Genomic DNA, 21,585 nt, shown 5'->3' on the forward strand with positions numbered 1-21,585 from the left:
CAAAATAGTAAGTTCTTTAGTAAAGTTTAAAATAGTAATAAAAGAAAATTTCCTTATTTTTATTCATCGGATTCAAACAGAATAAAATGAATAAAATCTTTGCCATTGCTTTATTGTCCGGAAGTTTTTGCTTCGGACAGCAAAATCAGAATCAGGAAATCGAAAAGCCCATCCGAAACTTATTTTTAGGAATGAAAAATGCTGATCCGGAATTATTGAATTCAGCTTTTTCTGACTCTGCAATTTTTCAGACGATTACAAAAACTGGAGTGAAAACTGAAGACATAAAGGAATTTATAACTTCAATTTCTAAAACAGAAAAAGGTGATCTTGATGAAAAAATTACCATTGAAGCCATTCATATAGACGGAAATCTCGCAAGTGTTTTTACACCGTATTCATTTTATTTTAAAGGCAAATTTTCACATTGCGGAGCCAATAGCTTTCAGTTGGTAAAACAAAATGAAGAGTGGAAAATCCAATATATAATTGATACAAGAAGAAAGGATAACTGTAAAGAAATTAAATAAAAATGAAAATCCATCATATTGCCATCATTGGCTCTGACTACGAAGTTTCCAAAAAATTTTATACAGAAATTTTAGGACTGAATATTATTCGTGAAGTATATCGTGAAGAAAGACAATCTTACAAGCTGGATCTTGCTATCGGAGATCATTATGTTATTGAACTTTTTTCTTTTCCAAATCCTCCGGCAAGACCTTCACGTCCGGAAGCTTGCGGTTTGAGGCATTTAGCATTTTCGGTTGAAAGTGTGCATGAAAAGCGCGATGAACTTATTCAAAAAGGACTTAATTGCGAAGAGGTAAGAATAGACGAATTTACAGGCAAAGAATTTTTCTTTACCCAAGATCCCGATCAGTTACCTCTGGAGTTTTATGAAATGTAAAAATTAGTGAGCGTATCCCGTAAAGAAGCTAACTGCCATAATCGCCAAAACAATCGAAGAAATGACTACATACACGTAGTCTTTTTCTTTTAAATACCCGATTAAAGCAAAAATAATTCTCATTAAAGGAGTAATAATTAAAAGTAAAATTCCTAACTGAATAATTGCGGATCCCTCTCCCTTACAAAGAGAATTCCAAAACTGTCCCCAAACTTTCTCGGAAGAAGATCCTACAGCAAGACTGGAGTATTTTTCAGGCATTTTGAAGCCTTCTAAGAATAATTTGACAAAACCGATTAATGATGTTGCAACGGATAAAATAACGCCCAATCTAAGAAGATTTCCGACGGAGCGGTTCAGGTCTACATCTGTGAAAGTCTTTTTCATTAGCTGAAGCTTTTAGTAATACCTTTATACATCATATACACAGACAAAATAGTGATCACAATGGCAAAAAATGTTTTCAGTTTTTTTGTTTTTGAAACCATCAGTGTTTTTGATCCTATAATACTTCCCACAACTACTCCGACCAATACAGGAGCTACAATTGCAGGGATTATTTCTCCTCTTTGGAAGTAGATCAAAGCACTTGCTACAGCAGTTACCCCAATCATAAAGTTACTGGTAGTAGTAGAAACTTTGAAAGGTAATTTCATCATGTTATCCATGGCTAAAACCTTCAATGCTCCGGAACCAATTCCCAAAAGACCGGACATTGCTCCGGCAAACATCATCATCAAAAATCCGGGTACTGTATTTCTTGCAGAATAGCTTTTTATAACACCTTTATCAGGAAAAGTTCCGTACAACTCTAATTTATCTTCAAGACTGCCCTTTACCACAGGTTCTTGGTGATCTGGTTTACCTTTTAAATTTAAAATAACAGTCAGAAGAAGAATACTGGCAAAAATAATCCCAATCGTATTTGGATTCAACATTCCTGAAACTAAAGCTCCTATAATTGCTCCTGAGGTGGTGGCAATTTCTAAAAACATTCCGATTCTCATATTGGTAAAACCTTCTTTTACGAAAGCAACGGCGGCTCCTGAAGAAGTCCCGATTACAGAGATTAAAGAAGCACCAATTGCATAATGCATAGGAACGCCGAAACCCAGCGTTAATAAGGGGATGATGATAACTCCTCCTCCTAAACCGGTCAGTGAACCTAAAAGTCCTGCCGAAATTGCTCCTAGGAAGAGAATAATGATTTCTGACATGCTACAAATATAAAACTATTGCGCTAGTCTGCCAAACGTTTAAAAAAGATAAATTTAACGTATTTTTGCAGCATGAAAAATGATCTGAAATTATTCTATATTATTCTCGGTGCTACTCCTAAAGGCAGGAATATTGAACAGCATGATGTATTTTTCGGAATTGCGGAAAGCTTAAAAGATCTGGTTCCGGATATGAAAGAATTCTGGAAAGAAGCGGAAGGCAAGATTCATTTAGACTGTTATCAGGAAGTGCAATTTGCGGATGGATATGAAGTGGAAATCGTAGAAAAAGGTGAAAAAACTTCCGAAGAGCAACTGTATTTTATTAATCTTGGAGGCTATAAAAAAGGATTTTTTGAAGAATTTCATGAGCAGCATCTGATGGTTGGAACCTCCATGGGAGATATTGTCAAAAAAGCAAAAACTACCGAATTTTATAAAACAATGGGGTTTGAAGGAGCTGTAAGCCATATTGATGATAAGCATGGAGTTGATATTGATGATATTTTCAACGTAACAGACATTCTTCCTCAAAAAATGAAAGAGAAATATTCTATTGTGTTAAAGAAAACAGATGTAGAAGGTCATAAAAATCCGATGGGGTTAGGATATTTGAACATTGATAAAATTAAATAAAAGACTTTTGCTGAGTGAAGCGCCTTTGCAAAATTAAAAACACTTAGTATTTAAATAGAACTTTTGCGAACATTGCGTTTAAAAGTTTTAAACCAAAGAAAATCTAATAGAAAAAATAAAAGAAAAATGAAAATAGGAATTTTAGGAGGAGGACAGCTTGGAAGGATGCTGATTCAGGAAGCATTAAAATACGATGACGAATTTTATACACTGGATCCTGCTTCAGATGCGCCTTGCCATACTATTTCTTACTTTACCCAAGGAAATTTCAATGACTATGAAACGGTTTTAAACTTTGGTAAAGACAAAGATGTGGTAACCATTGAAATCGAGCACGTAAATGCAGATGCTTTGGCTAAGTTGGAAAACCAAGGGATAAAAGTGGTTCCGAATGCTAAGATTATTAAAACCATTCAACAGAAAATTCTTCAAAAAGAGTTTTATAAAGCTTATGATATTCCAAGTCCTGAATTTGAAGTGATGGACGGAAGTTCTGATGAGATCAAAATGCCGTTACCTTTCGTGCAAAAAATGAATACAGGGGGCTACGATGGAAAAGGTGTACAGGTGATCCGTAATGCGGAAGACATGAAAAATCTTTGGATAAAAGACTCCGTGATTGAAAAACTGGTTGATATCGAGAAAGAACTTTCTGTGATCGTAGCAAGAAACGAAAACGGAGAAACAAAAACGTTTCCTGTAACGGAGATGGTTGCTGATCCTAAATTAAATTTATTGGACTTCAATGTTTGTCCTGTTTTTTTAGAAGAAGAGATTGAAGAGCAAATTAATGCTATCACAGAAAAATTCCTGAACGCTGTAAATTCTCCAGGACTTTTTGCGATCGAATTATTTTTAGATAAAGAAGGAAAAGTTTGGGTAAATGAAACAGCACCAAGATTGCATAATTCAGGACATCAAAGTCAGGAAGGGAATGCGAATTCTCAGTTTGAGCAAATGTACAGAGTGGTAAAAAACTTACCTTTGGCAGATACAGATGCGATTATCTACAGCGGAATGCTGAATTTAGTCGGAGCAGAAGGTTTTTCAGGTAAAGTAGTTTACGAAGGAATGGAAGAGGTATTGAGACTTCCTGAAACGTACATTCATCTTTACGGAAAAACAGAGACCAAACCGGGAAGAAAAATGGGCCACATCAATGTATTGGCAGATTCCAGAGAAGAGCTGATGGAGAAATTGGTGATGGTGAAAGGAATGGTAAGAGTGATTTCTGAATAATCTAACGTATGATATTGAAAAAGACTGCTGAAGAGCAGTCTTTTTTATTTGTAGATTTTGGGCTGATCAATGGTCCATTTTCGTTCTTTGGAATTCCATAATAAATAAGGCCCATCAAAGCCTTCCAGGTAAGCCAGTTCAAAATTACCCTGATTATCTGTTGCATAACTGAGATAAGATACAGAACTCTCTAAATTAAAACCTAGTTTCTTTAGTGTTTTCCAATCATTGTTTTCAGGAAGTTTACCGTTTGCTTTCTGATAAGCTTCGATGTTTTTAATAATTGTATTTCCAGCCTCGATGTCAGATTTCCTGGTGATTTCAATGGGTAAATTCCAGTAGATTGTAATTGAAATGATGAGTATAAGTAGAAGTGAGGCAAGAGTTGTAAAGATTTTTTTCATTTGAACACTACTTTTCAAGTTCTTTGTTGAATCCCATTTTTATATATTCGGCTTCTCTTTGGTTGGGTTTTCTATTCTTTATTTCTTCCCAAATTTTTAATGCGTCATCTAGAGTATTTACTCCCAATTCGTAATTTTCACGTCCCCATTTGTAGAGAGCAATACCCAAATTTGTTGTGAAAACTCCTTTTTTTATCTGAACTGCATCCATTTCATGACCTTTGATTTCTGAGAAAAAATCTAGTTTTCCTCCATCTTTAGACTCTTCAATAATCATTTTTTTGAGAAGGCTTTTATCCATGATTTTTATTTCTGAAGATTTCCCCTCATTTAACTTTTTATCTTTGATAAGATTTTTCACCTTAGATTTAATCTCATTGTTACCTATGATTTCAAATTCTTTATTATTAAAGAATAATTTATTCCCTGTTATTTTAGCATTTTTATCAAACTTTTGTTCAATAATTTCTTTAGCTCTGTTTTCTGTAATATCACCTTTGATATCACAAGGTAAAATTTCATTATTTCCAGTTGCTGGATTAATTATAAAGAAAACTCTTTGCTCTGGCTTATCTGCTATCATTACCATATTTACAGGAGAATTATCCTTAATAATCATGAAGAAATCTGAAGGAAGCTTTGTTGCTGCTGCTTCAATCTGATCTAATGTAGGTTTTTCATCTATGAAAACAGAAGAATTTTTATTATTAATGTTATTTGATAATGTATAGTAATTAGAATTTAATTGATAATCATTTATTTTTTCTTCAGAAATTGTAATTGAATTAAAAACAGGGTTACCGTTTTTATCTGTTTGTGAAAGTAAATGTAATGAGAAGGATAGAGTAAAGATTAAAATAATTTTTTTCATGGTTTATTTAACTAATTTCAAGCTACAAATATAAATGTGTTCAGCTTAATTTTATTTTTTATCAAAATAATTTATAGAATTTTAATATTCTTAACTTAATTGTTTAAATCCTTTTTTTTAAATTTTTCTTGTAATTAATTGAAAATAAGAAGTAAGTCTCTTGAAAGTATAAAACTATTTTTTTATTACTCAATTTTTTGCTTTCTAAACATCTCCGGTTTATAATTAATAATAAACACGCCTAAGATAATCAAAACCGTCGCAATGATAAATTTAGCGGAAATATTTTCATCTAAAATCAGCCAGCCTAAAAAGATTGCGATGATCGTATTTACATAAGCCATGATGGAAACCTGAACAGGTGAAATTTTTGTCAGTGCATAATGAAAGGCAAAAAAAGCGGCCACAGAACCGAAAACAGCAAGATAAATCATAGCTGAGATACTTTTTATTGACCAGTTTTCAAAATTGTAGTGGTCCGAAAAGATGAACGCAAAAATAATTTGTACAATTCCTGCGAATAAAAACTGATAAAATAAATTTAAAGAAATATTACCGGTCTGTATATTCAGTTTTTTAGTGAAAATAGTTCCTGAAGCCCATCCTGAAATAGCACAGAAAAGAAAGATAATCCCCATTTTATAATCAGGATTTGCCAAATCTTTTAAACCATCCCAAAAAATAAAAAGAATTCCGCTGAAGCATAATAGAACTCCTGTTAAAGCTCTATAACTAAATTTTTGCAGACCAATGGCTACACTTCCTAAAAATACCAGAATAGGAGAGGCAGCGTTAATCAATGAAGCTAAACTGCTGGAAACTGTTTCTTCTGCTACGGTCGTCATTCCGTTGGCGATAACTAGCATGAGGATTGAGAAAATAATCTGGAGTTTTAAATTTTGCCAGCCAATCCATCGGAATTGTTTTTTATAGATTAATATCAAAAACATGATAACGGCAGCCAGAAATTGACGGATACCAGCAACAAACCAGGCCGGAATGGTTTCTACAGCAACACGAATGGCTAAAAATGTCGTTCCCCAAACAACGGCAACGGTAAGAACAGCAAAAAGAAGTTTGTAATCTTTCAATGGTTGGTATAAATGTAACTGACAAATATATTTATTTTGGAGTGAAGCAAATGGGTACAGTTGAGAATGTTTTTTAGGGAACAGAATTTGGATTTTGCTTTTTTGCATTGAGAGTCATTAATTCTTTATCTTTGAACATCTAATAAATTGACGATGGTAGGAATTATTATGGGGAGTCAGAGTGACTTACCAATCATGGAACTGGCTGCAAATTTTTTGAAATCTTTAGACATTCCGTATGAATTAACGGTAGTTTCAGCGCACAGAACACCGGAAAGAATGTTTGAATATGCAAAAACAGCAAAAGAAAGAGGATTAAAAGTGATTATTGCAGGAGCTGGAGGAGCAGCACATTTACCGGGAATGGTAGCAAGCTGTACTACATTGCCTGTAATTGGTGTTCCTATTTTATCAAGCAATTCTATTGACGGATGGGATTCTGTTCTGTCGATTCTTCAGATGCCGGGAGGAATTCCTGTAGCAACAGTTGCATTAAACGGAGCTTTGAATGCAGGGATTTTGGCTGTAAAGATCTTGGGGACTTCTGATGAAAATGTTGCGGAAAATCTTCAGAAATATCAGGATTCTTTGAAAGATAAAGTGTTGGGAACAGTGGATGATATTAAAGCCAAACATCCTAATCACTACGATAAATAATTAAAATAAAAAAACTCTCCGTAATTGGAGAGTTTTCTTTTTATTCCTGAATCATATTGTCTCTTGTATTTTTCTGGACCGCAATTGCTCCGAAAAGAGCCAGTAAAAAGGCAAATCCGTAGAATCCTTTTTCGCTTGGCAGGATCGTGGCATTCCATAATCCGATAGCTAACAAAATAATGGATGATAAAGTAGCAAACCAACAGATACCGTAATAAATATCGGTTACTTTAATATTTTCTAATTTATCACGGACAGCTTTCTGGAGAGAAACCACGGCAAACAGACCGTATAATAAAATGGTAAAATAATACCCTTTTTCATTAAGCTGCATTTCAGCTCTTACTAAACCTACGATAAAACCAATCATTCCTGCTCCTAAAGCAATCCAGGATGCTGCAACAAATGCATTCGATACTCCTTGTTTTTTCATTTATATATGTTTTTGTTAAAGGTTTCAAATATATCATTTTTATTTGACTGTTTATGATAATTTGGGTTCAGAAACTTTATTGTAAGAAAGTAAGAAACCACATTCAACTACATTTTTACTGTTTTATAAATTTGACAGTATAGGTCTTATCAGAAGTAGTGATCATCAGGATATAATTCCCGATTTTAAGTTCTTTTATACTAATATGATTACTATTCAATGAATTCTGTATGATAATTCTTCCGCTAAAATCAAGGATTTTGTAACTTTTAATATCTCTTATATTTTTAAGATAAAGAACATCGGTGGCAGGATTTGGATATACCGAAAATTCATTATCATGTTCATAGTCTGAAACACCTAAATGAAATTCACACGCACCAGAAATGTCTCCGGTAAACGCCCATCCTTTTGAATTGAGAAGGGTATCTCTATAAGAAGCTATATTGTTTGAATAGGTTAAACCTGAAACAAACCCCAAATTTATATTGTTAGGAGTATTGCTGTTATTAGCCCATCCAACCAACGTTTTGCTGTAATTAACGCAATCCATTCCTGCTGAATTGATCATTACGGCAGCAGTTGTCAATGAGTTGAGATTCCATTTTTCTAAAGGATAGTTGAACGAAGTTGCTGAAGTGAACATGACATCCATATTGGTGACAGCGTGAACATCCCAATCTTCTAATGATTGATTGAAAGCAGTACATGCGTGAAGAATATGCTCCATATTGGTTACCTTTCCTGTGTTCCAGTTTCCGATTGGCTGATTAAAGACAGGAATAAAATGAAACATATAAGAGATATTGGTAACCTGAGAAGTATCCCATGATGATAATGGCTGATTGTACGCCATAGCTTCCGAGAAGGTATAAGACATATCGGTAACTTTTGATGTATTCCAGCTATTGATATTCTGATTAAAAAGTACCGCACCTATAAAAGTCCGGGTAAGCTTTGTGACATTTGAAGTGTTCCAGTTATTTAAAGGTTGATTAAAATTCGTTGCAAACCCAAAAGCTCCGGTAAGATCGGTAACTTTTGAAGTATCCCAACTATTAATTGGCTGATTAAATACTTTTGCATTGCTAAAAATATCGACCAAACTTGTAACCATTGAGGTATTCCAATTATTTAAAGGCTGATCAAATGCTTGTGCGCCCTTAAACAACGCGGTCATATCTGTCACTTTAGAAGTCTGCCAAGTGTTTAGAGGCTGATTAAAAATTTTTGCATTCGAAAACATATTCGACATAGTAGTAACATTGGAAGTATTCCAATTCCCAAGAGGAGAGTTAAATACTAATGTTGCGGAGAATAAATAAGACATATCTTGAACTGACGAAGTATCCCAGTTGTTTATTGAAATAATGGATGTGAAATTGGTAGCATTTCTGAACATTCCAGACATATCGGTAACATTAGATAAATTGGGTATGTCTGATGCTGTATTTTTAACATTGTAACAGTTGGCAAAAGCATTATTCATAGAAGTCCATTGAATGTTTCCCCATTGTGAAATCTCCATTAGCTTATCAATGTTCCCATTAAATATCCACCCGGTTGTTCCAATTTCAGAGGGAAGCATCTTCTGAAAAGATCCGTTTCCGTTACTTACTTTTACTTTATAGGTTGCTTGAGCAGTAGTAGGATTTAATGAAGTTCCAAAATCGATTAACACCTGTGCAGTAGATGTTACATTATTCATGGTGCCGTTGTGAGAAGGGTAGCCTACCTCTTCCCAGTTTATAGTATAGTTGCTGCCAATTCCGGGAAACCATATTTGATTAGAACCTGCAGGATAAGGAGCTGTAACAACCATGTTGGAAATCATATTAGGTTTCCAGATGGTGATGAACTCATTTTGGGCTGAAATGCTTTGAAAAAGTAATGAAAATAAGAGAACAGTTAATAGTTTTTTAAACATATTTCAATATTTAGTGATGAATTGTTTTGTAAAAATAACTTATTTAATGAATATTTAATATATGTTTTTTATTGATGTTGAATTTTTATTAGGTATTTCTTACCGAATGGGAAAGATTCTTTACATTTTAACTATCTTATGATTAAAAACAAAAAAACTCTCCAAGTTATTGGAGAGTTTTTATTATTGACTAAAATTAGAAAATATTAGTATCTGTAATATTCAGGTTTGAATGGTCCTTTCACATCTACACCGATATATTCAGCCTGTTCAGGAGAAAGAGTTTCCAATTCTACGCTTAATTTCTTAAGGTGAAGAGCAGCAACTTTTTCATCTAAATGCTTAGGTAACATATATACTTCGTTTCCGTAAGCTGCAGAGTTGTTCCAAAGTTCGATCTGAGCCAACGTCTGGTTAGAGAAAGAATTTGACATTACGAAAGATGGGTGACCTGTAGCACAACCTAAGTTTACCAATCTACCTTCAGCAAGAATGATTACTTCTTTACCTTCAATGGTGTAGATGTCAACTTGTGGCTTAACTTCAGATTTCGTGTGGCCATAGTTTTCATTTAACCAAGCCATATCGATTTCGTTATCGAAGTGCCCGATGTTACAAACGATCGCTTTATCTTTTAATTTTAAGAAATGTTCTTTTCTTACAATGTTGAAGTTACCTGTAGTCGTGATTACGATATCTGCGTTATCAACCACAGTATCTAATCTTTTTACTTCATAACCGTCCATTGCAGCCTGTAGAGCACAAATTGGGTCAATTTCAGTTACAGTAACGATAGAACCCGCTCCTCTGAAAGAAGCAGCCGTCCCTTTACCTACGTCTCCGTATCCGCAAACTACCACTCTTTTTCCAGCCAACATTACGTCTGTAGCTCTTCTTACAGCATCTACTGCAGATTCTTTACACCCGTATTTGTTGTCGAATTTAGATTTAGTTACTGAATCGTTTACGTTGATTGCAGGCATTACCAAAGTTCCGTTCTTCATTCTTTCGTACAATCTGTGAACTCCGGTTGTAGTTTCTTCAGAAAGTCCTTTGATATCTTTTGTGAATTCAGGATATTTATCAAAAACCATGTTGGTTAAATCTCCACCATCATCCAAGATCATGTTCAATGGTTTTCTGTCTTCACCAAAGAATAAAGTCTGCTCAATACACCAGTCGAATTCCTCTTCATTAAGACCTTTCCATGCATAAACAGGAATTCCTGCAGCAGCAATAGCAGCAGCAGCGTGATCCTGAGTAGAGAAAATATTACAAGAAGACCAGGTAACTTCAGCTCCAAGAGCAACCAAAGTTTCGATCAAAACTGCAGTCTGGATCGTCATGTGAAGGCATCCTGCAATTCTTGCTCCTTTTAATGGTTGAGACGGACCGTACTCTTCACGGATAGCCATCAAACCAGGCATTTCAGCTTCTGCAAGGGTAATTTCTTTTCTTCCCCATTCTGCTAGGGAAATATCCTTTACTTTATAAGGAACGTATTGTGTTGTAGTACTCATATCTGATGAATAATTTTTTAAAATTCGGTTTATAACGAATTGCAAAATTACAACATATAATCTAGATATAAAAACGCTGAATAAGATTCAATTATATGAAATTATACATACCTGAAATTATTTTTCTTTATTCTAAATAAACTATTTTTGTAGAAATAAATCATTATTATGAATCATACAAATACTCAGGAAGAAGCTCAAAGACAGGCAAAACCATTAGCACCGAAAGTAAAGGAATTAATTGGGAGAAGTAAAAGTGTAATTTTGGCAACGGTAGATGCAGAAGGAACTCCTAATTCCAGCTACGCACCATTTGTACAGGTGGAGAATACGTTCTATATCTTGGTTTCATTCATGGCAAAACATACTAAAAATCTTGCGGACGGGAGAAAAACTTCAGTAATGTTTATTGAAGACGAATCTGCAACAAAGCAAATTTACGCTCGTGAAAGATTAACAATCGAAGCATCAACTTCTCAAGTTGAAAGAGATTCTGAAACATGGAATACGGTTGTTTCTCAATTAAAAGAAACTCATGGGAAAGTAGTAGATGTAATTGCTGAAATGAAAGATTTTATTTTAATCGGGCTTCATCCGGTGAAAGGTTCTTATGTGAACGGATTCGGAAGTGCCTATTTCGTAGATGAAAATCTTGAAATTATGGAGCACAGAAATGATGTGAATCATCAGACAAAATAAATTCAAGTATATAGATAAATAAAATGGGTTTTTTCAGAAATGAATCAACCCATTTTTATGATGAAACCTTACTGATTGTATCAAATTGGGAATCATTATCTTTTTTATTACTTTTACAGAATAAAATCATTCAATGCCTCTTTATCGCGATTTTTCTGATGACAACGCCACTATTCTCGTATGGAAATACGATGAAACTGAAGACTTGGACATTCATCAACTTTTAGAGCCTGAAAATGCTGAAAAAGTGAAAGATTATCATCCGAAAAAACTATTGGAGGTATTAATGGTTCGAAAACTATTGAAAGGGCTGAAACCCAATTCAAAAATTCTATATAAAGAAAGAGAACCTTTTCTTTCCCCAAAAGATGCCGAGATTTCTATCACCCATTCTTTTCCTTTTGCTGCGATTGCCATTTCTAAAAATAAAATAGGGATTGATTTGGAGAGATTCAATCCTAAGATTTTAAGGGTAATTGATAAGTTTACTTACGAGAATGAGAGAGGATTTATTCCTTTTGATAATGAAGTTACTTTTTACACGATCATTTGGAGCGTGAAAGAAAGTATGTATAAAATTCATCATTCCAAACACTGGTCTTTGAAAAAACACTACGAAGTTCGACCGTTTGAATTAAAACATCTTTATCAGATAAAATGCAGGGTACATGATGATCAGATCTCTGATGAATTAAAAGCCAGAGTGGAGTTTTTTGATGACTATTGTTTTACGATTGTTGAGGAATAATCTCAGAAGCGGTCTCATTTTCTGATTCGTTTCTGTATTTTTCAATCACTTTTCGCTGTTCTTTCGCCACATCATAAATAAGTTCTAAAATATCGTGAACGTTTTTCAGTTCGGTCAAGTGCGAAATTTTGTTGGGGTCTCTTTGGTTTCTAGCCTCATGGTCTGCAAGTTCAGTTTTTCTTTTTGAAATTAAATCATCAAAAGAAGAATCTTCGGGCTCGATACGGCTTTCCATTTTCAAAGACTCACTGATGGTATCTCCATTCAAAAGATTGGAAACCTGCTGAAGTTCTGCCTCTATTTTTTTACCCCATCCTTCTGCATCTATTTCAGGATATTTTTCATCATTTTTTATATATTGGGAAAGAGAGGCGGTATAAGCGGTAATCAAATGAGAAGTTGCCACAAACTGATGAACGACCTCCAGTTTTTTCTGCTGATTTTTAGGCTCAGAAATCATTCTCTGAAAGCTGTCGGAAAGATTGGCTAATGAAATGATTGCATTTTTACGTTTCATTTTATAATCTTCAATATCAAAATCTTCCTCCAGGAATTTGGAGATCACACTTTGGAAATAAAGGAAATTAGATTCTGCAGATTTTTTCATTAATTCTAAATTCTGCGTATGTTCCCAAACAGGAAGCACAACATAAGAAACTAATGAAGCGATGATTCCGGCGATCATAGTATCCACAATTCTGTCTTTGAAAATAATATTTACCTTTCCGGGGCTTAAAAAATTGAAGCTCAGAAATACATAGATGGTCATAAATAAAACGGCCCAAAAATATCTCCCTTTTAAGAAACTGAAACACATCACCATGCTTAAAAGAAGAATGGTAAACAAAACCTCATTAATATGTACATAATGCAGAATTCCATACGCAATGATGGCACCGGCAATCGTTCCGTATAAACGGAGCAGGTTTCTTTTTTTGGTGATGGAGTAGGCGGGTTTCAAAATTGCCGTAATGGTAATTAAGATCCAATAAGTATGGCCAATTCCTAAAAACTGAAATAATGAAAAGGAATAGCCTACTAATAAAGCTATCGTAATTCTTAAGGCATGACGAAAATGCAATGAAGAAAAGGATATGTTATTCCTTAAAACTTTAAAATTAAGTTTCTCTTCATTGGGCATAAATTTTCTAAGATCCAATCCTGTAGAAAGACTTTTTGCCAGCTTTACATTTTGAGAAAAGACCTTATATATTTCGTTGATCTCTTTGGTAATCTCATCGATACGCATTAATATCTGGCGCAAAATCATGAAATTCTCAAAGTTATCGGGTGAGATGCGTTCGTTTCTTAAATCAAAATAAAGATGGTTTAAGTTTTTTAATTCCAGTTCCAGATCAAACATAGGTTTTGCTCGGGTTCCGATCTGAAGAGCGATTCCGATGTTGGTGATTTCGTCGGCAAGCAGATTAAGATAATCATGAATGTTGACCAAGATCATACTGTCATCAAAACTCTGCTGTAATTTTTGATAATCACTTTCAGAGGTCATAAGCTTTTCGTGAAGATCCATAGAATTCAGGAACATCAACATCAGCAAACGGCTGGTTGTGGTAGATTCGTTGACAATGGTTCTTGTCTTGAATACTGTCTCGCGCGTATCTTCCTGCAGATTTTTTATTCCAATCTGCTTGGCAATAACTTGTATAGAAAGTTTATCAAAATCCGGATTTTTTTGATAGTAATTGGCTTTTATTTTTAAAAACTCAGCGAGTTGAAGATAGTTTTCACCGATCATCTGGCTTGCCAATTTATAAGGCTGAATGGTTGTTACAATTAAGAATATTAATAAAAACCAGATACAGCCTGAAGCAAAAATCAATAAACTTTTAAGAATATCAGCCCCGGTAAGATGCCCATCAATAAAAATAGCAAGTACAACCAAAGAAAGTGAACCTACTGCGGCTAATCTTTGTCCGTAAACGCCAATTAAGGAAAAGAACATTCCGAAAACGATGATCTCGGCAAAAACAAGAATTTTAACTGTCATGACCAAACTCGCAATGAGGGCAACGACAATAAAGCAGATAATAGCAAAGGCTAAAGCATTTCTTCTACGGATAAAAGGACCAGGTTGATCTGTTAAAGCCACAAAACTTGTTCCCAGAGGAAACAGGAAGTATTCTTTTAAAATTCCGAAGTGTGCAAGAACTAAGCATGGCAAAACTGTCGCCAATGTAATTCTGATGGCAGAATACACGTATTGACTGGTGACAAATTTTTTGAGCTCGGATGAATAGTTCATAGTACAAAAATAATTATTGGAAAAGAAAAAAGCCTCATAAAAATGAGACTTTTTTGAGCTTTTATATTATGTTTATTTAATAATCTACATTAGATGTTTCTTCTCCGATGTTCCAGGTTAAACCGAAACGAAGTGTGTTATCTAAGGCTGTATTAATTTTAGACATATTGATCAAGTAAGACACATCAAGTCCGAAAGAACGGTATTTTAATCCGATACCTGCAGTAGCATATTGTCTTGCTCCCTGTTCTTCACTTTCGTGGAAGTAACCTGTTCTCACAGCGAAAGCATTGTCATAAGAATATTCTAATGCTCCACTCATCATGATAGAGTTTTTGTTTTTGAAAGATTTCCCAATCCCTGCGATAGGCCCTACATTCGGAACTGCGTACATTGGCTGTCTTGTATTTGGATCAATTCCAATATATTCAGCACCCGGAACCAAAATTTTTGAACCTTCTACACTAAGACCAATTTTATTTAAATCATCAAGATACATATCATATCCTAAACCTAATCTTGCCATTGTAGGAAGATAAGATCTAGATTCTTCATTACCTGTATAGTCTAGTTTAGGACCTAAGTTCTGGAGTGCAAAACCTCCATTCAATTTACCATCCATATTTCCAAAGCTGGAAAATTTAGGAGATGTATAGTATGCAGAAACATCTACAGCAAAAGAGTTAGCAGGTTTTAATGTTGTATCGGTGTTGAATCCTCCGGCTAAATCTGAACGGATGAATCTACCTGTAACAGCAGCAGAGAAAGAGTCTGAAAGTTTTAGACCATAAGCAACGTCAATCGAGAATTCGTTGGGTTTAGAAACTCCATTAGACTGTACTTGGTTATCTACGAAAGATGTAAGGTTAACCTCTCCCATATTGAAATAATAAATACTCGCAGAGATCGTAGACCTTTCTTCTTGTCCTAAAAACTTATGAAAAGCTGCATAAAGAAGGAAAACATCATTAGTAAGTTTTCCCATATATGGTGTATAGTTGATACCAAAGGAAGAACTTGTTCTGCTAAAAGGGTATTTTGCGGCATTCCAAAATTGAGAAAATGCATCGGGAGAAGTAGCAACCCCTTGATCTCCCATACCTCCGGCTCTCGCGTCTGGTGCAATTCTTAGAAAAGGAGCTCCGGTCAATACAGGATTCACCTTGCTCAGATCTTGTGAATAGCCTAAAAAACCAGCACTTAAACCTATTCCTAATAGCAGTTTAGTAGTTAAATTCATATGTTGTCTTTTAATATATTATCAGTTTTTTATTAATATTATTGTTTTTGTCATTTTAAAATTATTTCAAAAGTACCATTTTTTCTACAGCTGTAGCACTTCCTTTACATTTTTCTTGATTTTGACTTTTTGCAAATATCTTAAAAATATACGTACCTTTTGCTACTGTATCACCAAAATCGTCTTTTCCGTCCCATTCTATTGCTTGGCGAGGTGTTCTAAAGCCCTGTAGGAAAGGTTCTGCAACAACTGCCTGTGTTAAAGTTCTTACTAATTTTCCTGTTATGGTATAAATTTGAACGTGTACATCTAAAATATCATCACAATTATGCTCAAATTGAATATATGTTTTATTAGTAAACGGATTCGGCCAGTTTAATGGTCTATTAATTATTAAATGCTGGTCGGCTTCATCCTTAACTTCAAAATTTAACGTACTAGTTGTCGAATTATTGTTTATGTCCCAAACTTTAAATGTTAATTGATGTTGCCCTATGGCTAGATTTCTGAAAGGGTAGGTTACATTTCCTTTTTGATAATCTGCTAAGCTAGGACTTAAACATCCGTTTCCTTCTCCTGATGAATAAAAATCGTTCAGTACTACGGTATTGATAATTTGACCGTCTAAATATACGGTAATATCGTGACCAATACCAGATCCTGTAGAATTTATTCCTGTATCATCGGTAACACAAGCAAGCAACATAGGATTCTGATCTGTAATACCACCGTCTGCGAAGTTGGTATTGTTCATATACAATTTTACCTTTGGCGGTTCACTGTCGTTGATTCCATTAGGATTAATATCTCCTACTTGTACTGCCTGATTGTTGAAGACGTCAGTCGCTTTATTGTCTGCATATCCTAATAATCTACCTTGACCTACTGCATAATTAATGTCTTTCGGAACATAAAACTCAATGTTAAATACTCCGTTTACAGCCGTTCCTGAAGCTTTTACAATAGCACTTCCTTCTTCTGTGTAATTCAAAATAGGCGTTAGATTTCCATCATTGTTTAATGTAGATTTATTAAGCCTTTTATCAAAAATGTTGATCACAACTCTTCCGTTGAAAGTCGTATTGGTACTTCCATTCGGATTATTGATGTGCCCTTTTATTTTCACAAAATCAAGACCTCTTATTAATCCGGGAACGGGAGTTTCTATATTGTCTATTACTAATAGTCTTTGAGGCCTGCTTAATTTCATAGCAGGATCTCCCAGAAAATTTACTTTTAAGTGGTTAGAATCTCCGGGTTTAAGTTTTTTTGCATTTAAGTGTGCATTTCCAATCGTGATAAAGTCATCATTGGTAAGCTTAAACATTTCTTGAGTGTAAAGATTAGTAAACTTTATACCATAATCTACGCCTACTGCACGGCTTGAGGTAATCATAGCAGCAGCACCTCCTTGCTTTAGCTTTATAAATTGCTCACCTACAGAAAAAGTACTAGGTTCATCCCAAAGCGTAAACTCACAGGTAATGGTTGAAACGAATGGGAATCTACTGTAAACAGTAGAAAAATTATTAGCGTTTTGTACTTCATCAGAGGTTAAAACTCTTTCCTGTGACCAACCATTGATTCCTCCATGCCCGAAATAGAAAAGATAAAGACTATTTCCTATATCATTGGATATTGCTTGATTTACTTGTGGATAACGCTGCCCTCCTGCAGTACTTTGAGCTTGGAATGCGTCTAAATATAATTTTCTTACATTGTATTCTTTAAGATTGGTTCCTGTTTCAAATGTACTAGATAAAGTGTTATTCACTACCGTATGGAATGGAACACCACCATCGTTATCATCATCTACAACAAAATCAAGTTTCATTTTCCATTCTCCAAAAGGAGTAGATTGACCGGACAAAGAGTTATAATATGCCAATGTTTTATCCATCATATTGGTTGCTTCTGTTACATTGGCAGCAGGGATTCTACCTACAGGAAGATCTGGTAAATTGTTGTAAATAAATATATTGCTTAAAGGTTGTGGACTTGTCATTACAATATAATCATCTGTAACAAAAGAGCTTACAAAATCTTGAGAATCTTCACTTTGGTAACTTGGAACAATATTCGTATTGTTTGAAATTCTGTTTTTATAGTCATAAGAAGCATCTCCTAATAAAAAAACATATTTTAAACTTCCCGATGGGGTATTAAGTTTAGTCACAAAATCTCTGATCGCGGTAAGATCCCTGCTTCCGCTCCCAAACTCATTATAGATTTTATTAATATCTACTATCTGCACATTGAAGCTATTCTTTGTTTGATGATAATTTGCTAATCTTTGAGCCTGTCCCATCATTTCAGGAGTGGTAAGGATTAGATAATCTACATTTTGTAATCCGGATAGATTTTGATTTCCGATTCTTTCTACAAATTGAGGTGAATAAGCTGCATCAGCTCTGAAAGCTACAAACTCGTTGTTAAAATTCAAATCTGAAGCAACATAGCCAAAACTGAAAATAGTATTTCCTGTTGCTTTATTTACTCTTCTAGTAGCGTTTGTAATATCAGTAACATCCCAAACTTGTTCTATATTTGAAGCATTATTGATACTGAAGCCATAAGAAGTGTTACTTCCACTTACAAGGGAGAAGTCTCTAAAATTCATTTGTGAACCGTTAAAACTTAAGTTTTCTTTATATTGAACTTCTAAATAGTCAAAATAAAATACTCCGTTGGGATTTGTACTTATATTGGGCTTACAGGTAAGGGTTATTTGGTTTCCTTGTAAATTATTTAAAGTTCCTTCATATCTTAATGGAAGATAATCATAAGCATAGTTTGGATCATTTGGAGGAACAACGCCTGTTGCAGGGTTTTGGTTATTTATGTTAAATTCAATTGAATTTTGTTGGGACTTAAATCCAATTACCTGTGCTTTGTATCGTACTATATCTCCACTCTGTATTGGTGAGTTTGTTGTAAAAGTGATTGCTTTATCAGTAGTGAAAGGAGAATCTTCCACCCAGATTCTACCAATTTTCAAAAGATTTTTTTGGTCATTATTAACTACTTGGTAATTATCGTACCTCGTAATAAGCGGAGTAGTAGGAAGATTGATATCTGCTGACTGGACTCTTTTTCCTGCCCCTTTATCGAAGTTGATAAAATAATAAGAATAATCTTCGTAAATGTTTTTTAAGTTATTACTTACATTATTTCTTGTTTCAATTCTCTTAAAACCATTTCCGTTTGATTTGTCATAAAGATTATATCCATTAGGTCCCTGTGCGTAAAAAATGGCGTAATCATTATCATTCCACACGCCATCATCTTCTCCTGCTACCTGAATGGCATTTTCCTGAAGAGCACTGTATCTCACATCTTGATTATGTTCAGGAAGCATGATTCCTCCGTTTCCATAAATTCTGAAGTTCTTAGGATTTATGTTAGCCGGATTAATTCCATTGTCTTTTAGAAATTGAGTGGTAATTTTAAAAATCCCCGATTTATCAACTTTTATTTTATAAAAAGTTCCGGTAGAAAGCGGATTGACTGTACTTCCCACTTTAGCAGCGATGTTTTTTGCACTGATAGTAGTTTCATTTACATCAAATGAAGCAAGTCTTAATACCTTTCCTTTCTCTCTCTTGAATAAGGCAACAGAAATACTCGCATATCTTTCGCCTTCGAAGTAATAATAGCTTATATCTGCAATGTCATTAGTAGGAAGAAGATCCTTATTAATCTCGTACAATTCTTTGAGAGAAACGGTCTCCCAGTTCAATTTTGAAACTTTTAAATCTCTTTCCCCTATTTTTTGTCTAGTTGATATAAAAATATTATTTTGGCCAAATGAAAACCCCTCGTTTTTGAAATTTGGGAGATTCAGTTTTGTTTCACCAAAGTCTTGGATTTTAGAGCCGCTCCATTCAATGGATGTTCTTTGAGCCCAAAGGGATGATACAAAAGCGAATAGGAATAAAAGCGATACTTTTTGTCTCATATTTATTATTGAAATTTCTGAATTACAAAATAAATGAAAATTTATAATTAAATTGTGATACAATAAAATTAATTTGTTATCGTTTTTCAAAAAAATCAAATCTTTACTTGATTTATTGAATAATTTATTTTTTCTTTGTACTTTGAAAATATTTAAATCGACTATGAAAAAACTAAAGTTGTTTTCATTAATAGCATTGAGTTCTACACTTGCATTAACCAGTTGTGGAGGTTCGGGTACCAGCAAAGGAGGTGGTACTAAAAAATTTGTCAGCAAGACAGGTTGGAAGCCAAACGAAAAACAGGGTTGGTTTTTTGCAGGAAAGCAACAACAGCAAAAAGGGTGGCCGGGAATGGTATATGTAGAAGGTGGAACTTTTACAATGGGATTAGTGAAAGATGATGTTATGCATGACTGGAATAACTCACCTCGTAGAATGCAGGTAAGTTCATTCTTTATCGGTGAAACTGAAATTACTAACTATGAATACCGCGAATACCTTACATGGTTGAAGTATGTATTCCCTCCAAGTGATCCAAGTTTCAAAGAAATTTACAATGGTGCTTTGCCAGATACTTTGTTATGGGATAACAAACTATCTAGAAACGATTTCAACGAAACATATTTCCGTTCTCCGGAATATGACTACTATCCTGTAGTTGGAGTTTCTTGGACGCAAGCAAACAGATATTGTGAGTGGTTAACAGATAGAGCAAACGAAAAAGCATTAATGAATGCTGGTATCATCGCAAAAGATTTATATATCAATGAATCTAATAACCAAGGTGGTACAGCTTTCAATATGGATAAATTCAAATCGAATGATCCGGAAATGCAAGGATATATTAATCAGCAGAGAAAACAGCAAAAATCTGGTATGAAAACTACCAACCAAAGACTTCTTGCTGCTAATGCTTCTCCTGGTTCTGCAATGGTTCAAAAATTCAGACTTCCTACTGAAGTAGAATGGGAATATGCAGCTCTTGGAATGGAGAAAAACAGAGAATATAACAACTACCAAGGTAAAGCTCCTGGAATCGAAAGATTGAGAGGAACTAAAGGTAGAGAAAAAGGAATGTTACTTGAAAACTTCAAACAAGGTAAAGGTGACTACTCTGGACCTGCAGGATGGAAAAACGACGGATCTGCTTTGACAGCTGACGTAAGAAAATATCCTTCTAACGATATCGGTATCTATGGTATGTACGGAAACGTTTCAGAATGGACGGCAGATGTTTACAGACCTATTATTGATGAAGATTACAGTGATTTCAACTATTATAGAGGAAATATGCCTCAGGCAATTGTAAGAAACGGAGACGGTACTTACAAAATGGTTGACGAAAGCAACATCAAATATGATACATTGGCTGATGGTAGATTAGTTTACAGAAACTTACCAGGTCAATTCGAAAGACAAACAATTGCAGACTATAGAAACTACAGAGATGGTGATAGACAATCTTCTCTAGACTATAGAAATGCTGCAGATTCTGCTACTACTTATGATATGTACAATTCTCCTAAGCAGAGATTCATTGTAGATGCAAACGGTAAAGTAATTTTAAAGAAAGATACAAAAGACAGAACATCTGCTATCTCTAACGATGTAAGAGTAGTAAAAGGAGGTTCTTGGCAAGACACTGCTTATTGGTTAGATCCGGGACAAAGAAGATACAAGAATCAAAATACAGCGTATGGCTGGGTTGGATTCCGTGTAGCTCAGGATGCTAGAACTAATGATAAGAATAGAACTAGAAGATAATATTTAT

The 21,585-nt window shown here is 34.4% G+C and carries 19 protein-coding genes; 8 read left to right on the forward strand and 11 right to left on the reverse strand.

The window, feature by feature from the left end; genetic code table 11:
* Window positions 1–86: 86 nt before the first annotated feature.
* Complete coding sequence (locus JI747_RS10715; protein ID WP_225688520.1) at window positions 87–530, forward strand: nuclear transport factor 2 family protein; 444 nt, start codon at window positions 87–89, stop codon at window positions 528–530.
* A gap of 2 nt (window positions 531–532) precedes the next feature.
* On the forward strand, window positions 533–910 hold the full coding sequence (gene gloA2, locus JI747_RS10720) for an SMU1112c/YaeR family gloxylase I-like metalloprotein (RefSeq protein ID WP_225688522.1): 378 nt from the start codon (window positions 533–535) through the stop codon (window positions 908–910).
* A gap of 3 nt (window positions 911–913) precedes the next feature.
* On the opposite strand, the gene JI747_RS10725 is transcribed toward gloA2, so the two are convergent.
* Both JI747_RS10725 and JI747_RS10730 read right to left on the reverse strand, forming a co-directional pair.
* Window positions 914–1,297, reverse strand: a complete 384-nt coding sequence (locus tag JI747_RS10725) for a DUF1634 domain-containing protein (protein WP_225688524.1) — start codon at window positions 1,295–1,297, stop codon at window positions 914–916.
* Entirely contained in the window at window positions 1,297–2,127 is an 831-nt protein-coding gene (locus JI747_RS10730) for a sulfite exporter TauE/SafE family protein (RefSeq protein ID WP_225688526.1), read from the reverse strand. Before JI747_RS10730 ends, JI747_RS10725 begins: the two co-directional genes overlap by 1 nt.
* A gap of 72 nt (window positions 2,128–2,199) precedes the next feature.
* Here JI747_RS10730 and JI747_RS10735 point away from each other — a divergent pair, with 72 nt between their 5' ends.
* Window positions 2,200–2,763: a DUF1543 domain-containing protein gene (locus JI747_RS10735; RefSeq protein ID WP_225688528.1), complete on the forward strand. Its 564-nt coding sequence runs from the start codon at window positions 2,200–2,202 to the stop codon at window positions 2,761–2,763.
* Between the two features lie 126 nt (window positions 2,764–2,889).
* A complete protein-coding gene (locus JI747_RS10740) occupies window positions 2,890–4,002 on the forward strand; it encodes a 5-(carboxyamino)imidazole ribonucleotide synthase (protein ID WP_225688530.1) in 1,113 nt (370 codons plus the stop codon).
* A 44-nt stretch (window positions 4,003–4,046) separates the two neighbouring features.
* On the opposite strand, the gene JI747_RS10745 is transcribed toward JI747_RS10740, so the two are convergent.
* The 3 genes from JI747_RS10745 to JI747_RS10755 form a co-directional block, all read right to left on the reverse strand.
* Window positions 4,047–4,406 (reverse strand): hypothetical protein, encoded by a 360-nt coding sequence (locus tag JI747_RS10745; protein ID WP_225688532.1) that lies wholly within the window; start codon window positions 4,404–4,406, stop codon window positions 4,047–4,049.
* 7 nt (window positions 4,407–4,413) lie between these two features.
* Window positions 4,414–5,277: a hypothetical protein gene (locus JI747_RS10750; protein ID WP_225688534.1), complete on the reverse strand. Its 864-nt coding sequence runs from the start codon at window positions 5,275–5,277 to the stop codon at window positions 4,414–4,416.
* Window positions 5,278–5,462: 185 nt separating this feature from the next.
* The gene (locus JI747_RS10755; RefSeq protein ID WP_225689486.1) at window positions 5,463–6,368 is read right to left on the reverse strand and encodes a DMT family transporter; all 906 of its coding nucleotides are present in this window, start codon (window positions 6,366–6,368) and stop codon (window positions 5,463–5,465) included.
* A 153-nt stretch (window positions 6,369–6,521) separates the two neighbouring features.
* On the opposite strand from JI747_RS10755, the gene purE reads away from it, so the two are divergent.
* On the forward strand, window positions 6,522–7,025 hold the full coding sequence (gene purE, locus JI747_RS10760) for a 5-(carboxyamino)imidazole ribonucleotide mutase (protein WP_225688536.1): 504 nt from the start codon (window positions 6,522–6,524) through the stop codon (window positions 7,023–7,025).
* A 40-nt stretch (window positions 7,026–7,065) separates the two neighbouring features.
* Here the strand turns inward: purE and yiaA are convergent, their stop codons facing one another.
* From yiaA to ahcY, 3 genes are all read right to left on the reverse strand, one after another.
* Window positions 7,066–7,458, reverse strand: coding sequence for an inner membrane protein YiaA (yiaA, locus tag JI747_RS10765; RefSeq protein WP_225688538.1), 393 nt, complete (start codon window positions 7,456–7,458; stop codon window positions 7,066–7,068).
* Window positions 7,459–7,573: 115 nt separating this feature from the next.
* On the reverse strand, window positions 7,574–9,385 hold the full coding sequence (locus JI747_RS10770; protein WP_225688539.1) for a BspA family leucine-rich repeat surface protein: 1,812 nt from the start codon (window positions 9,383–9,385) through the stop codon (window positions 7,574–7,576).
* Between the two features lie 206 nt (window positions 9,386–9,591).
* On the reverse strand, window positions 9,592–10,905 hold the full coding sequence (gene ahcY / locus JI747_RS10775) for an adenosylhomocysteinase (RefSeq protein ID WP_225688540.1): 1,314 nt from the start codon (window positions 10,903–10,905) through the stop codon (window positions 9,592–9,594).
* Window positions 10,906–11,073: 168 nt separating this feature from the next.
* Between ahcY and JI747_RS10780 the strand changes: the two genes are divergently transcribed.
* A complete protein-coding gene (locus tag JI747_RS10780; RefSeq protein ID WP_225688541.1) occupies window positions 11,074–11,604 on the forward strand; it encodes a HugZ family pyridoxamine 5'-phosphate oxidase in 531 nt (176 codons plus the stop codon).
* 133 nt (window positions 11,605–11,737) lie between these two features.
* The gene (locus tag JI747_RS10785; protein WP_225688542.1) at window positions 11,738–12,352 is read left to right on the forward strand and encodes a 4'-phosphopantetheinyl transferase family protein; all 615 of its coding nucleotides are present in this window, start codon (window positions 11,738–11,740) and stop codon (window positions 12,350–12,352) included.
* On the opposite strand, the gene JI747_RS10790 is transcribed toward JI747_RS10785, so the two are convergent.
* From JI747_RS10790 to porU, 3 genes are all read right to left on the reverse strand, one after another.
* Window positions 12,333–14,615, reverse strand: a complete 2,283-nt coding sequence (locus tag JI747_RS10790) for an FUSC family protein (RefSeq protein ID WP_225688543.1) — start codon at window positions 14,613–14,615, stop codon at window positions 12,333–12,335. The two genes, JI747_RS10785 and JI747_RS10790, sit on opposite strands and share 20 nt — an antisense overlap.
* Before the next feature lie 76 nt (window positions 14,616–14,691).
* The gene (gene porV, locus JI747_RS10795) at window positions 14,692–15,855 is read right to left on the reverse strand and encodes a type IX secretion system outer membrane channel protein PorV (RefSeq protein ID WP_225688544.1); all 1,164 of its coding nucleotides are present in this window, start codon (window positions 15,853–15,855) and stop codon (window positions 14,692–14,694) included.
* A gap of 61 nt (window positions 15,856–15,916) precedes the next feature.
* A complete protein-coding gene (gene porU / locus JI747_RS10800) occupies window positions 15,917–19,813 on the reverse strand; it encodes a type IX secretion system sortase PorU (protein ID WP_225688549.1) in 3,897 nt (1,298 codons plus the stop codon).
* 163 nt (window positions 19,814–19,976) lie between these two features.
* On the opposite strand from porU, the gene gldJ reads away from it, so the two are divergent.
* Complete coding sequence (gene gldJ / locus JI747_RS10805) at window positions 19,977–21,578, forward strand: gliding motility lipoprotein GldJ (RefSeq protein WP_225688550.1); 1,602 nt, start codon at window positions 19,977–19,979, stop codon at window positions 21,576–21,578.
* Window positions 21,579–21,585 lie beyond the last annotated feature (7 nt).

Source organism: Chryseobacterium tagetis (genome assembly GCF_016735585.2).
In the GTDB taxonomy this organism is placed as follows: domain Bacteria; phylum Bacteroidota; class Bacteroidia; order Flavobacteriales; family Weeksellaceae; genus Chryseobacterium; species Chryseobacterium tagetis.

Excerpts from the sequence above, each read along its gene's own strand:
- JI747_RS10780 (WP_225688541.1), top strand. The coding sequence starts at position 11,074 with ATGAATCATACAAATACTCAGGAAGAAGCTCAAAGACAGGCAAAACCA.
- JI747_RS10770 (WP_225688539.1), bottom strand. The coding sequence starts at position 9,385 with ATGTTTAAAAAACTATTAACTGTTCTCTTATTTTCATTACTTTTTCAA.
- gldJ (WP_225688550.1), top strand. The coding sequence starts at position 19,977 with ATGAAAAAACTAAAGTTGTTTTCATTAATAGCATTGAGTTCTACACTT.
- porV (WP_225688544.1), bottom strand. The coding sequence starts at position 15,855 with ATGAATTTAACTACTAAACTGCTATTAGGAATAGGTTTAAGTGCTGGT.
- JI747_RS10715 (WP_225688520.1), top strand. The coding sequence starts at position 87 with ATGAATAAAATCTTTGCCATTGCTTTATTGTCCGGAAGTTTTTGCTTC.
- JI747_RS10750 (WP_225688534.1), bottom strand. The coding sequence starts at position 5,277 with ATGAAAAAAATTATTTTAATCTTTACTCTATCCTTCTCATTACATTTA.
- JI747_RS10725 (WP_225688524.1), bottom strand. The coding sequence starts at position 1,297 with ATGAAAAAGACTTTCACAGATGTAGACCTGAACCGCTCCGTCGGAAAT.
- JI747_RS10740 (WP_225688530.1), top strand. The coding sequence starts at position 2,890 with ATGAAAATAGGAATTTTAGGAGGAGGACAGCTTGGAAGGATGCTGATT.
- ahcY (WP_225688540.1), bottom strand. The coding sequence starts at position 10,905 with ATGAGTACTACAACACAATACGTTCCTTATAAAGTAAAGGATATTTCC.
- JI747_RS10735 (WP_225688528.1), top strand. The coding sequence starts at position 2,200 with ATGAAAAATGATCTGAAATTATTCTATATTATTCTCGGTGCTACTCCT.
- yiaA (WP_225688538.1), bottom strand. The coding sequence starts at position 7,458 with ATGAAAAAACAAGGAGTATCGAATGCATTTGTTGCAGCATCCTGGATT.
- gloA2 (WP_225688522.1), top strand. The coding sequence starts at position 533 with ATGAAAATCCATCATATTGCCATCATTGGCTCTGACTACGAAGTTTCC.
- porU (WP_225688549.1), bottom strand. The coding sequence starts at position 19,813 with ATGAGACAAAAAGTATCGCTTTTATTCCTATTCGCTTTTGTATCATCC.
- JI747_RS10785 (WP_225688542.1), top strand. The coding sequence starts at position 11,738 with ATGCCTCTTTATCGCGATTTTTCTGATGACAACGCCACTATTCTCGTA.
- JI747_RS10745 (WP_225688532.1), bottom strand. The coding sequence starts at position 4,406 with ATGAAAAAAATCTTTACAACTCTTGCCTCACTTCTACTTATACTCATC.
- JI747_RS10790 (WP_225688543.1), bottom strand. The coding sequence starts at position 14,615 with ATGAACTATTCATCCGAGCTCAAAAAATTTGTCACCAGTCAATACGTG.
- JI747_RS10730 (WP_225688526.1), bottom strand. The coding sequence starts at position 2,127 with ATGTCAGAAATCATTATTCTCTTCCTAGGAGCAATTTCGGCAGGACTT.
- purE (WP_225688536.1), top strand. The coding sequence starts at position 6,522 with ATGGTAGGAATTATTATGGGGAGTCAGAGTGACTTACCAATCATGGAA.